This window comes from Streptomyces calidiresistens, from assembly GCF_014141525.1.
Lineage (GTDB): Bacteria > Actinomycetota > Actinomycetes > Streptomycetales > Streptomycetaceae > Streptomyces > Streptomyces calidiresistens.
In genome coordinates this window covers 1-12,077 of sequence record NZ_VKHS01000073.1, presented here as the reverse complement: position 1 = coordinate 12,077, position 12,077 = coordinate 1, and the positions used below count along the sequence as shown (strand labels likewise).

Sequence of the window (12,077 nt, the reverse complement as noted above, 5' to 3'; positions counted from 1 at the left end):
GGGGTCGGGTGGCGGGCGAGCACGAGCGCGATCCGGATCACATCGGGGAATACCCTCCGGCGGACCACGGGTTGCGCAGGTTGTGTGCCGTTGTCGGTCTCCGGCTTTCGGCGGCCTGCGAACAGGGCTAACATTTGCCGTTCGGAAACGAATGGTGCAGCGGGGTCGTTGTCCATGTGTGGTACACCGGATCCTGTTCCGGGTGTACCACGGAGCCGGATCGTGATGCGGGAATCGATCGGCCCGACCAGACAACAGCGAAGGATTTCATGGTGAGTGTCAGCGAGGCCGCCGTGCGGGATCACCTCACGAGCGTGCTCGCGGATCGCGACGAGGAAATCGCCGATCGGTGGGTGCAGCTCCAGATCGAGCAGGGTGCGGTGGGCTCGAGCATCAGCGAGACCGAGTTGCGCGGGGAGGCCGACGCCCTGATCGCGGCCCTGCGGGCGGGTCTGGAGAGCGACCTGCCGGTGGATCGCGTGGTGACCTCCGACGAGGACCTGCGGACCGCCGTGACCGACTTCTCGCTCCAGCGGGCCCGACTGGGCACCGCCCCGACCGTGACCTCGCTGGCCGTGCTGTCGCTGAAGGAGGCGCTGCTGGAGGCGGTGCAGCGCCGGGTGGCGGACACCGACGAACTGCTCGCCGTCGCCCTGACCGTCAACCGGCTGCTGGACGCCGCCGGCGCGTTGAGCTTCGACATCTACGTCACCGGTCGCGAGGAGATCATCAGCCGGCAGAGCCGGCAGCTGATGGAACTCTCCACCCCGGTCGTCCAACTGTGGAAGCACGTGCTGGCCGTGCCGTTGATCGGCACCCTGGACACCACCCGCACCCAGGTGGTCATGGAGAACCTGCTGCAGGCCATCCAGACCCACGAGGCGCAGGTCGCCATCATCGACATCACCGGTGTCGCCGCCGTGGACACCTCGGTGGCCCAGCACCTCATGCAGACCGTCACGGCCGTGCGTCTGATGGGGGCCGACTGCGTGATCAGCGGCATCCGGCCGCCCATCGCCCAGACCATCGCCCAGTTGGGTATCGACCTGTCCACCATCCTGACCCGCACCACCCTGGCCGACGCCCTCGCGGCGGCCGTGCGGATCACCGACGCCCCGGGGGTCTCCGGCGACCAGACGGCGGCGCGATGAGCGCCCCCGTGCCCGCCGGGGTGCCCATCCTGCGTCTGGGGAACGTGCTGGTCACCGGCCTCCTGGACGAGTTGGACGACAAAACCGCCCGGGCCTTCACCGACGAGCTCACCGAGCGCATCGCCGCCGACGGCCCGGCGGGCGTGCTCATCGACATCTCGCGTCTGGAGATCATCGACTCCTTCGTCGCCCGCACCCTGAGCGAGTTGACCACCACCGCGCGCCTGCTGGGGGCCCGGGTGGTGGTGGCGGGCATGCGCCCACCGGTGGCCATCACCCTGGTGGAGCTGGGGCTGGCCCTGGAGGGCGTCGAAACCGCACTCACCGCCGAACGGGGCATGCAGGCCCTCGGGTGGTACCACGGTTCACAACCCCCGGAGAGGGGCACCCGGTGAAAATGACCGACGAGGTGGTCGCCACACGGCGTTCCCGTCCCGCGTCACGCCCGACGCCGGACCCCGTCGGCCCGTCCATCGGCGTGTCGGGGGGTCCCTCCGGCACGCCCGTGGTGCACGAGGTCCGCACGGAGGAGGACCTCCTGGTGGTGCGGCACGCCGTGCGCGCCGCCACCCTCGAGTGCGGCTTCAGCCTCATCGACCAGACCCGGGTGGTCACCGCCGCCAGTGAGCTGGCACGGAACACCTACATCCACGGCGGGGGCGGCACCATGTCCCTGGAACGCCTGAACCGCCACGGCCGCACCGGACTGCTCCTGGTCGCCCGGGACGAGGGACCGGGCATCGAGGACGTGGAGCAGGCGCTGGAGGACGGGTACACCACGGGGGCCGGGCTCGGCCACGGCCTGGGCGGCGCCCGACGCCTGATGCACGAGTTCCGCATCCACACCGAACCCGGCGTCGGCACCACGGTCAGTGCCATCCGCTGGACCGAGCGGTGAGCCGGTGCCCCAGCCCCTCACCGAGCAGATCCGCATCGATCACGAGAGCGCCGTCCAGCACGCCGGATCGGTGGCCCGGAGCACCGCGTTCTCCCTGGGATGGAGCGACTCCCTCGCCGAACGGGCAGCGGTGGTCGCGGGGGAACTCGCCGGCAACCTCGCCAAGCACGCGTCCCAGGGTGTGATCTACCTCCAGCCGTTGCCACCCGGTGACGCGATGGAGATCATCGCCGTCGACCGGGGTCCCGGCATGCTGGATCTCGCGTTGTGCCTGACCGACGGATACAGCACCGCCGGCACGCTGGGCGGTGGGTTGGGGGCGGTCCGACGCATCGCGCAGGAATTCACGATCCGCACCGAACGGGGCACGGGCACCGTGGCCTCCGCCCGGCTGGCCGTTCCCGGCCGCCCGGCGGGCGATCCCGGTTTGGGGGCCGTCTGCCTACCGGTGGAGGGGGAGCGCGTCGGCGGGGACGCCTGGCGGATCGACGAGACGGACGGGGTGCGCACCGTGGTCCTGGTGGACGCCCTCGGCCACGGGGAGACGGCCGCCGAGGTGGCCCGGGCGGCGGTGCGCGTGCACCGCCGGGACCCCTCGCGTCCCCTGCCGGAGGTCCTGACCGCCCTCAACAAGGGATTGCGGCACACCCGGGGCGCGGCCGTGGCGGTGCTGCGCACCGAACGGGGACGCACCGAGTGGTGCGGGGTGGGCAACATCCGGTGCCGCGTGGTGTCGCCGGACGGCACCATCGCCTCCGTCGCCTCCGGCCCGCCCGGTGTCGTGGGGTGGAACATGCCCCGGCCGATGGTGCGGCGCGTGGAGTCGCCGCCCGGATCGACGATCGTGCTCCACAGCGACGGCATCGACGACCGCTGGATCAGGTCGCCGTCACCCTTCCTGCTGCGCCTGCCGCCCCCGTTGCTGGCCGCCGCCCTGACCCACGCCCACCGCATCGCCCGTGACGACAGCACGGTGCTGACCATCGGGACACGAAGGACCCATGACCTCTGAGACCAGCCGTCACTGCGCCCCGGATCGGCTGCGGCGCGCGGTGCGCCGACTGGCCCTGCGTCACCGGCTGCCCGTGGAGATGCGGGCCCGGTTGGTGTTGTCCGTCACCACCGCGGCACGCGGGGAGTTCGCCGCCCGCCGGTGCGTGCGCCTGAGTTCCGTGGTGGAGGGGGACGGGGAAGGGCGTCCCGGATGGCTGGTGGTGGGGTGCCGCCCGGCCGGCACCGGCCGGAGTCTGGGTACCGGGGACCTGCCGCTGCCGCCCGAGGTGGGGGCGGACGGGACGTTGATCTGGCGGCTTCCGCTGCCGGAGGCGTCGGACGGCCTCCCCTGCCCCGACGCCCCGGACGGCGAGGCGGTGGAGGAGGAACTGCTCGCGGTACTGAGCCGAATGGACAAGCTCTCCGCCGCCCGCCGGGATCTGGAGCACGAACTCGCGGAAACCAACCGGGGCGTGCTCGCGCTGTACGTCCAACTGGAGGAGCGGGACGAGCGACTGCGCACCGCCCACGGTCAACTCCTGCGCGAGTTGGAGGACGCGCTGCGCCCTCCCCCGCTGGAGCTGCCGGGGCTGGAACTGGCGGTGCACTACGAGCCCGCCGGTACCGACGCCCCCACGGGCGGGGACCTGTACGACTGGTTCGCCCTGCCGGACGGCTCGGTGCACATCACGGTGGTGGACGCGCTCGGGCACGGTGTGACCAGCACCCGCAGCGCGCTGACCGTGACCCACGCGGTGCGCACCCTCGCGCTGGAGGGGCATCCGCTGGAGTCGATCGTGGCGCGCACCGACGAGGTGCTGCTGCCGCTGGACCGGCACCTGATGGCGACCGTGCTGCTGGCCCGGGTCCATCTGGGCACGGGTGTGCTGGAGTTGGCCAACGGCAGCCACCCGCCGGCGCTGCTGGTGCGGGAGGACGGCACGGCGGAGTACCTGGAGGTGCCCGGTCGGGGCATCGGCTTCCCGCTGCCGGGCAGCGAGCGGCTGCTGCGGACGACGGTGGCCCCGGGGGATCTGGTGATGCTCTACACCGACGGACTGACCGAGAGCCGCCGGGATCCGCGCGAGGGCGAGGTCAGGTTGATGGAATCGGTGCGCAAGCACGCGCGGCGCCCGTTGGCGGAGGTGCCGGGGGCGGTGGCGGAGGACATGCACACCGTCATCCTGCATCCGGACGACACCCTCGCCCTGGCGCTGCGGATTCCCTCCGGGGGGCCGGAGGGGGCCTCGGCGGCCGGGTCCCCCGGGGCCCGGCCGGGCATGCGGTGACGGCGGTGACGGCCGTAACGAGGGGGAGGATCGGGAGGCACGGTGGGCGCCGGGGGCGGGAACCGGGTCCCCGGACGCGACGCGTTTACAGCTTCGACGGGACGTTGTAGCCTGCCGGATCATGGGAGCGCTCCCATCGCAACCTGTCGCCGTGCCCTGTCTCGCATCGGGCCGGCCGACTCCCCCACGGGAAAGATGCGGAGTAGCGAAGTGATCAACAAGAGCCGTAGGCACCACCGGCCCCGGCGCAAACGCCTCGGGGCACTCGTCGGCGGCGTGGTCGCCGCGCTGGCGGGCGGTCTGCTGTTCGCCATGCCGCAACAGGCGTCCGCCGAACTGCCGTCCGGCACCACCTTCTACCGGGACCCCGACTCCCAGGTGGCACGCTGGACCGCCGCCAACCAGAACGACCCCCGACAGCCGCTGATCAACCGGGTCATCGGTCAGCGCGCCCAGGGCATCTGGTTCTCCAACTACAGCCCCTCCACCGTCACCTCGGACGTGCGGGCCGTCACCGGCCCGGCCGCCGCCGCCGGGCAGGTGCCGGTACTGGTGGCCTACCAGATGCCGAACCGCGACTGCGGCGGCGCCTCCGCCGGCGGCGCGCCGAACCTGGCCGCCTACGACACCTGGATCGACCGTTTCGCCGCCGGCCTGGGCAGCGCACCGGTCGTGGTGATCCTCGAACCGGACGCACTGGCCCTGGTCGACTGCCTGAGCAGTCAGGAACGGACCGCCCGCTACGCCTCCCTCTCCCGGGCCGGTCAGGTCATCCGCTCGGCCAACCCCTCCGCCCGGGTCTACTACGACGCCGGCCACTCCTCCTGGCACAGCCCCGCCGTGATAGCCGAGCGCCTGCGTGCCGCCGGAGTGGTGCAGAACGGGAACGGCATCTACAGCAACGCCTCCAACTACCGGGCGACCCCGGACGAGGTGGCCTTCACCAAGAACGTGTTGAACCAGCTGGGCGGCTCCAACCTGGGCGCCATCATCGACACCAGCCGCAACGGCCTGGGGCCGACGGCCGACAGCGAGTGGTGCGACCCGCGCGGTCGCGGGGTGGGCATCGCCCCCACCGCGAACACCGGTGACCGGCAGATCCACGCCTACTTCTGGATCAAGCCGCCGGGCGAGTTGGACGGCTGCGCCGGCCCTGCGGGGCGGTTCGACCCCGACATCGCCCACGAGTTGGCCCAGAACGCCCGGGACGGGGGCCCGGGCGGCACCACGGGGGGCACGAGTTCCGGCGGCACCTCCGGCACCACGGCGGGCGGCACCACGGGCGGGACGACCGGGGGTTCCTCCGGCGGGGGCACGAGCGCGGGCAGCGGCGGTTCGCCGGGCACCGGGTGCGCCGCGGAGTACCGGGTGGCCAACCAGTGGTCCGGGGGCTTCACCGGCGAGGTGGCCGTCTCCTGCTCCGGCGCCTCACTCGACGGTTGGACGGTCTCCTGGACCTTCCCCGGCAACCAGCGGGTGACCAACGCGTGGAACGCCGAGTGCTCCCAGCAGGGCAACCGGGTGACGTGCACCCCTGTCGCCTGGAACCGTTCGGTGCCGGACGGCGGCTCGGTGACGCTGGGCTTCAACGCCGATTTCAGCGGTGAGAACGCCCGTCCGGGCAGTGTCACCCTGACCCGGGGCTGATCCGACCCCGTCCCGGGCCCACCGGCCGACCGCCGGCGGGACGAACCGGCGCCCGCCCCGGTCTCCGCCCGGTGCCCCGAGGGGGCCCGGGCGGGAGGGGCCGCCCCGGGGCGACCGAACGGTCCGACGGGGGCCGGTGCCCCGTCGGCCCGTCGGGCGCGGGAGCGGTCCGGTGGAGCGGGGGCGCGGTGCGAACCGCGCCCCCGTTTCCGTGCCGGATCGCGCCCGGCTCACCTTCCCCGGGTCGCCCGGATGGTGTCGGCGTACCACAGCCCGCTGTCCTTGACGGTGCGCCGCTGGGTGTCGTAGTCCACCCGTACGATCCCGAACCGCTTCGCGTAGCCGTACGCCCACTCGAAATTGTCCATCAGGGACCAGGCGAAGTAGCCGCGCACGTCCGCCCCCTGCTGCCGGGCACGGGCCACCGCCCGGATGTGCTCGTCCAGGTAGGCGATGCGGTCGAGGTCGGGAACCGAGCCGTCGGCCGCCGGCCGGTCCTCGAAGGCCGCGCCGTTCTCGGTGATGACCGTGGGCAGGCCGTAGTCCCGCTGGAGGCGGAGCAGCAGGGCGGTGAGCCCCTCGGGAACGATCTCCCACCCCATCGCGGTGCGCGGGCGGCCGTGGGCGACGCCGCGCACGACGGGCAGGCCGTCGGCGTCGGTGGTGGAGCCGTCCTCCGCCGTCCCGCTGTGCAGGTGACTGGAGTAGTAGTTGACGCCCAGCACGTCCAGGGGGGCCGCGATCGTCTCCATGTCGCCGTCGCGCACCGGCATGGTGACGCCCCGCGCCGCGAGGGACTCCAGCACGTCCTCCGGGTAACGGCCGTGCACCAGGGGGTCGAGGTAGAGCCGGGTGCCCATGCCGTCGGCGGCGCGGGCGGCGGCCAGGTCCTCCGCCGAGTCGCCGGCCGGGGCGTGGTGGCCGAGGTTGAGGGTGATGCCCAGTTCCAGGGGGCGGGAGCCGGCGGCCTCGCGGAGCCGTCGGGCGGCCGTGCCGTGGGCCAGCAGCAGATGGTGCACGGCGTGCATGGCGTCGCCGAAGTTCTTGCGTCCGGGGGCGTGCTCGCCGGTGTGGTAGCCCAGCCAGGCCGAGCACCACGGTTCGTTGAGGGTCGTCCAGTGACGGACCCGGTCGCCGAGGGCGCCGTACGCCAGGGCCGCGTAATCGGCGAAGCGTTCGGCGGTGTCCCGGGCGGGCCAGCCGCCGGCGTCCTCCAGTTCCTGGGGCAGGTCCCAGTGGTAGAGAGTGATCCAGGGGGTGATGTCGCGGGCGAGGAGTTCGTCGACCAGCCGGTCGTAGAAGGCCAGGCCCCGGGCGTTGGCCGGGCCCCTGCCGTGCGGCTGGATGCGGGGCCAGGCCAGGGAGAAGCGGTAGGTGTCCACACCGAGGTCGGCGATCAGCGCGACGTCCTCCGGCATCCGCCGGTAGTGGTCACAGGCGAGGTCGCCGTTCTCCCCTCCCTCGACGGCGCCGGGGACGCGGCAGAAGGTGTCCCAGATCGAGGGGGTGCGGCCGTCGACCTCGGTGGCCCCCTCGATCTGGTACGAGGAGGTGGCCACGCCCCACCGGAAGTCGGTGGGCAGTCCGGCGACGGCCTCGGCGACCGGGCGACCGGTGGGGGCGGTGGTGCGGGACGGGGCGGCGGTCATGGGGCTCCAAATCCGTGGTGGGTGTGCAGCAGGCAGGCGACGGAGCGGGACGGATCCGTTCCGTTCCGGTGGCGACCCGGCTCCTGCGGTCGGTCGTCCGCCCCGGAGGGGGGAAGCAGCCGGGGGGTTTCCCGCGAGCAGGGTTCGAAGGCCCGCGGGCAGCGGGGGTGGAAGGCGCAACCGCTCGGCATCGCCCGCAGGTCCGGCGGGGACCCCGGGATGCCGGTCAGTTCCCGGCGCGGGCCGTGCAGCGCCGGGAAGGAGTGCAACAGACCGTGGCTGTAGGGGTGGTGGGCCTCCCGGTACAGGTCGCGGGCCGGGGCCTGTTCGACGATCCGGCCGCCGTACATGATGGCGATGCGGTCGGAGAACTCCACCAGCAGCGACAGGTCGTGGGTGATGAAGACGACCGAGAAGCCCAGGCGTTCCCGCAGCTCGGCCAGACGGGTGAGGATCTGGCGCTGCATCACCACGTCCAGGGCCGTGGTGGGTTCGTCGAGAATGACGATCTCGGGATCCAGGGCGAGCGCCATGGCGATCATCACCCGCTGCCGCATCCCGCCGGAGAGCTGGTGGGGGTGGCCGGAGAGGCGGTCCGCGGGGATGCCGACGAGTTTGAGGAGTTCCACGGCCCGTTCCGTCCGGGCGGCTCGGCTCATGCCCGGCCGGTGGGCGGCCAGGACGTCGGTGAGCTGGCTGTGGATGGACAGCACGGGGTTGAGGGAGTTCATCGCCCCCTGGAAGACCAGGGAGATCTCCTGCCAGCGGAAGGTGCGCAGCTCGTGGTCGGTGAGGTCGAGGATCTCGGTGACCGAGCCGTCGCGGGCGTGGTACCGCACCTCCCCGCCGGTGATCACCCCCGGCGGCGGGAGGAGCCGGGTGACGCCGTAGGCCAGGGTGGACTTGCCGCTACCGGACTCCCCGGCGAGGCCGAGGATCTCGCCCCGTCGCAGGGTGATGTCCACGCCGGTCAGGGCGTGCACGGCCTCGTCGCCGAGTCCGTAGTCCACGTGCAGGTCCCGGACTTCCAGGACGGGGGGTTCGTTCATCGGTGGGTCTCCTCGGACAGGCGGGGCCGGCTCCCGGGATCGTCCGGCCCGATGTCACCCCCGGCGGCGGACGCCCCGGCGGGTCCGGCGAACGCCGGGGTGACGGGTTCCGCCCCCTCGGGGGAGTCGGCCTTCGGGCGGACGGAGCGGACCACCGGGGTGAAGCCGATCCGCATCCGCACCCTCCGGTCCCGGGTGCCGGAGGTGCGCAGGCGGGGGTTGACGAACTCGTCGATGCCGAAGTTGATCAGGGCCAGCGCGGTGCCCAGCAGGGCGATGCACAGACCGGCGGGGACGAACCACCACCAGGCGCCCTGCGCGAGGGCCTGGTTGCTCTGCGCCCAGAACAGCACGGTGCCCCAGTTCCAGTGCGAGATGTCGGCGACGCCGATGAAGGCGAGCGTGATGTTGGAGAGCACCGCGAAGATGACGGTGCCGATGAACCCGGAGGCGATGACGGCGGTGAGGTTGGGCAGCAACTCGAAGACGATGATGCGCCAGGTGGACTCCCCGGTGGCACGGGCCGCCTGGACCCAGTCCCGGTTGCGCAGCGAGAGCGTCTGGGCCCGCAGCACCCGCGCTCCCCACGCCCATCCGGTCAGACCGATGACGGCGGCGATCGCCAGGTCGCCGGTGTCGGGGAGGAAGCTCGCGATGATGATGATCAGGGGCAGGCCGGGCAGGACGAGGAAGACGTTGCTGACCGAGGAGAGCACGTCGTCGCCCGCGCCGCCGAGGTAACCGGCGGTGACCCCCACCAGGACCGAGAGGAAACCGGCGATCAGGGCGGCGGTGAAGCCGACCACCAGGACCCCCCGGGTGCCGACCAGGATCTGGGAGAAGATGTCCTGCCCGGTCTGGGTGGTGCCGAACGGGTGCGTCCACGAGGGGGGTTGAAGGATCTCGGGACCGCGGGCCGAGGGGTCGTGGGGGGCGATCCAGGGACCGACGATCGCGATGAGCACGAAGACCCCGAGGATCGTCAGACCGATCGCCGTCTTGCGGTTGCGCAGGAAGCGCAGCCGGTCCCGGCGCGGGGCGGGTGCCGGGGCGGCGGTCATCTGCGCCTCGGCGGCGGGTTGGACACCCATGGTCAGGCCTCCCGTCGGGTGCGCGGGTCGAGCAGCAGATAGGCCACGTCGGCCAGGAGGTTGGCCACCAGGACGGCCAGCGTGATGATGAGGAAGACGCCCTGCATCAGCGGGTAGTCGTTGGCTGCGACGGCCTGGAAGAGGACGTAGCCGATGCCGGGATAGGAGAAGACCATCTCCACCAACAGGGTGCCGCCGACGATGAAGCCCAGGGAGAGCGCGAAGTTGGAGATGTTCGGCAGGATCGCGTTGCGCGCCGCGTAGGCGTACATCACCCGGCGCTCGGAGAGCCCCTTGGCCTGTCCCACCAGGACGTAGTCCTCGGAGGAGACGGTCACCATCATGTTGCGCATCCCCAGGATCCAGCCGGCGACCGCGCTGACGATGATCGTGACGGCGGGCAGGATGCCGTGGTACAGCGCGCTGCCGATGAACTCGACGCTGAAGGCGGGCACCAGGGAGTTGTCGAAGCCCCCCGAGGCCGGGAAGACCGGCCACTGCACCGCGAGGACCGCGATCGCGATCAGGCCGAGCCAGAAGTAGGGGATGGACGAGAAGAAGGTGGTCAGCGGCAGCATGCCGTCCAGCCAGGAGCCGCGCCGCCAGCCCGCGTGGATGCCGATGGCGGTGCCCAGGACGAAGGCGAGCAGGGTGGTGATGCCCATCAGGGCGAGGGTCCACGGCAGGCTCTGGGCGAGGATCTCGGAGACCCCGGTGGGGAAGTAGGTGAAGGAGGTGCCGAGGTCCCCGGTGAAGATGTTGCCCAGGTAGTCGAGGTACTGCTGCCAGACGGAGCGTTCCTCGTCCAGGCCGAAGAGGGTGCGCAGGGAGTCGATGGCCCGGCTGCTGAGCTGTCCCTGGAAACGGTTGATCAGGGACTGCACGGGGTCGCCCGGCATCAGGCGGGGGATCAGGAAGTTGATGGTGATCGCGGCCCAGGCGGTGAGCAGGTAGAACGCCAGGCGCTGGAGGACGAATTTCACGGGGCCGCCCCCGTTCCCGGGCCGACGGTCTCCCGCCGGGTGGCGGCGTCCGCGCCCGTGCCGTTCCCGTCACCCGTGGTCGGGGCGTGCAGCCAGCAGGCGGCCCAGTGGCCCGGTTCCGGGAGGTCGAAGCGGGGTGGGAGTTCGGTGCGGCAGCGTTCCGTGGCGAACGGACAGCGCGGATGGAAACGGCAACCGGTGGGCGGGGAGATGAGGCTCGGGGGCTCACCGGTGCCCCGGTCCCGGGAGAGCGGGTCGTCGGCGTGGACCGGGGCGTCGGGGGCCTCGGACTCCCCGACCGGTACGTCGGCGCCGGCGCCGGTGATCCGATCGGGATCGGGCGCCGAGGCGACCAGGAGTTGGGTGTAGGGGTGGGCCGGCCGTTGGGTGACGGTCTCGCTGTCCCCGCCCTCGACCATCCGCCCGGCGTACATCACCAGGGTCTCGTCGGCGAAGTAGCGGGCGGAGGCGATGTCGTGGGTGATGTAGAGGATCGCCAGGTCGAGGCGTTCCTTCAGGTCGCGCAGCAGGTTGAGGATGCCCAGTCGGATGGAGACGTCCAACATGGAGACGGGCTCGTCGGCGAGCAGCACCTCCGGGTCGGCTGCCATGGCCCGGGCGATGGCCACCCGTTGGCGCTGGCCGCCGGAGAGTTCGTGCGGGAAGACGTCCAGGTAGCGGGCGGCCGGGGTGAGGTGGACCCGGCCGAGGAGTTCGGTGAGCGCCCGTTCGGTCTCCGCCGCGCCCCTGCCGGCGCGGCCGTGGACCCGCAGGGCCCGGGTGAGGTGGTAGCGCACGGTGTGCACCGGGTTGAGCGAACCGAAGGGGTCCTGGAAGATCATCTGCACCCGGCGGCAGTGGGCGCGGAAGGAACGCCCGCCGCGCGTGGGGACGGCCGCTCCCCCCAGCAGCAGCTCGCCCGAGGTCAGGGGGTACAGCCGGGCCAGCAGTCGGGCCACGGTGGACTTCCCCGACCCGGACTCCCCCACCACGGCGGTGACCGCGCCCCGGCGCAGGGTCAGCGAGACGTCGTCCACCGCGTGCACGACGGGCCGCTCACCGCGGCCCAGCGCCCGTACCGAGCGGCGGACGGGGAAGTGTTTGGTCAACCGGCGCGCCTCCAGGACGACCTCGCGGTCGGTTCCGGGGGCGCTTCCGGGGGGACTCCCGGAGGGATCGGTGGTCTTCTCCTGCATGACGAGGTGGTCTCCAGAGGGGGGACGGGAACGCGGGGCGCGGCGGATCGTGGCGGCCCTCGCGCCGGCCGCGGCACGACGCCGCCGGGGTCGGCCCACCCCGGAGCGCGGGGTGGGCCGAGGGGCCGGGC

Annotated in this window: 11 protein-coding genes; 6 read left to right on the top strand and 5 right to left on the bottom strand. The window is 72.4% G+C overall.

Translation table 11 applies throughout. The features are described from left to right. Positions 1-272: 272 nt before the first annotated feature. The 6 genes from FOE67_RS05685 (at position 273) to FOE67_RS05660 (ending at position 5,978) form a co-directional block, all read left to right on the top strand. Positions 273-1,151, top strand: coding sequence for an STAS domain-containing protein (locus FOE67_RS05685; RefSeq protein WP_323384306.1), 879 nt, complete (start codon positions 273-275; stop codon positions 1,149-1,151). Beyond that, positions 1,148-1,546: an STAS domain-containing protein gene (locus FOE67_RS05680; RefSeq protein ID WP_182661079.1), complete on the top strand. Its 399-nt coding sequence runs from the start codon at positions 1,148-1,150 to the stop codon at positions 1,544-1,546. The genes FOE67_RS05685 and FOE67_RS05680 overlap by 4 nt, the downstream gene beginning before the upstream one ends. Before the next feature lie 110 nt (positions 1,547-1,656). Next, positions 1,657-2,049, top strand: coding sequence for an anti-sigma regulatory factor (locus FOE67_RS05675; RefSeq protein ID WP_438874188.1), 393 nt, complete (start codon positions 1,657-1,659; stop codon positions 2,047-2,049). 4 nt (positions 2,050-2,053) lie between these two features. After that, positions 2,054-3,061 (top strand): SpoIIE family protein phosphatase, encoded by a 1,008-nt coding sequence (locus FOE67_RS05670; protein ID WP_182661077.1) that lies wholly within the window; start codon positions 2,054-2,056, stop codon positions 3,059-3,061. Then, on the top strand, positions 3,051-4,331 hold the full coding sequence (locus FOE67_RS05665; protein ID WP_182661075.1) for a PP2C family protein-serine/threonine phosphatase: 1,281 nt from the start codon (positions 3,051-3,053) through the stop codon (positions 4,329-4,331). The genes FOE67_RS05670 and FOE67_RS05665 overlap by 11 nt, the downstream gene beginning before the upstream one ends. Before the next feature lie 195 nt (positions 4,332-4,526). After that, positions 4,527-5,978: a glycoside hydrolase family 6 protein gene (locus FOE67_RS05660; RefSeq protein WP_182661073.1), complete on the top strand. Its 1,452-nt coding sequence runs from the start codon at positions 4,527-4,529 to the stop codon at positions 5,976-5,978. Positions 5,979-6,208: 230 nt separating this feature from the next. Here the strand turns inward: FOE67_RS05660 and FOE67_RS05655 are convergent, their stop codons facing one another. From FOE67_RS05655 to FOE67_RS05635, 5 genes are read right to left on the bottom strand one after another with little or no spacing between them, the layout of a single operon-like run. After that, on the bottom strand, positions 6,209-7,627 hold the full coding sequence (locus FOE67_RS05655; protein WP_182661071.1) for a GH1 family beta-glucosidase: 1,419 nt from the start codon (positions 7,625-7,627) through the stop codon (positions 6,209-6,211). Beyond that, positions 7,624-8,676, bottom strand: coding sequence for an ABC transporter ATP-binding protein (locus tag FOE67_RS05650; protein WP_182661069.1), 1,053 nt, complete (start codon positions 8,674-8,676; stop codon positions 7,624-7,626). Before FOE67_RS05650 ends, FOE67_RS05655 begins: the two co-directional genes overlap by 4 nt. Continuing rightward, a complete protein-coding gene (locus FOE67_RS05645) occupies positions 8,673-9,767 on the bottom strand; it encodes an ABC transporter permease (protein ID WP_182661067.1) in 1,095 nt (364 codons plus the stop codon). Before FOE67_RS05645 ends, FOE67_RS05650 begins: the two co-directional genes overlap by 4 nt. A 2-nt stretch (positions 9,768-9,769) precedes the next feature. After that, a complete protein-coding gene (locus FOE67_RS05640) occupies positions 9,770-10,750 on the bottom strand; it encodes an ABC transporter permease (protein WP_182661066.1) in 981 nt (326 codons plus the stop codon). Continuing rightward, the gene (locus FOE67_RS05635) at positions 10,747-11,946 is read right to left on the bottom strand and encodes an ABC transporter ATP-binding protein (protein WP_182661064.1); all 1,200 of its coding nucleotides are present in this window, start codon (positions 11,944-11,946) and stop codon (positions 10,747-10,749) included. Before FOE67_RS05635 ends, FOE67_RS05640 begins: the two co-directional genes overlap by 4 nt. Positions 11,947-12,077 lie beyond the last annotated feature (131 nt).

Bases quoted from the DNA above. Each gene is read 5' to 3' on its own strand.
- FOE67_RS05680 (WP_182661079.1), top strand. From the start codon at position 1,148: ATGAGCGCCCCCGTGCCCGCCGGGGTGCCCATCCTGCGTCTGGGGAAC.
- FOE67_RS05665 (WP_182661075.1), top strand. From the start codon at position 3,051: ATGACCTCTGAGACCAGCCGTCACTGCGCCCCGGATCGGCTGCGGCGC.
- FOE67_RS05660 (WP_182661073.1), top strand. From the start codon at position 4,527: ATGCGGAGTAGCGAAGTGATCAACAAGAGCCGTAGGCACCACCGGCCC.
- FOE67_RS05655 (WP_182661071.1), bottom strand. From the start codon at position 7,627: ATGACCGCCGCCCCGTCCCGCACCACCGCCCCCACCGGTCGCCCGGTC.
- FOE67_RS05650 (WP_182661069.1), bottom strand. From the start codon at position 8,676: ATGAACGAACCCCCCGTCCTGGAAGTCCGGGACCTGCACGTGGACTAC.
- FOE67_RS05645 (WP_182661067.1), bottom strand. From the start codon at position 9,767: ATGGGTGTCCAACCCGCCGCCGAGGCGCAGATGACCGCCGCCCCGGCA.
- FOE67_RS05635 (WP_182661064.1), bottom strand. From the start codon at position 11,946: ATGCAGGAGAAGACCACCGATCCCTCCGGGAGTCCCCCCGGAAGCGCC.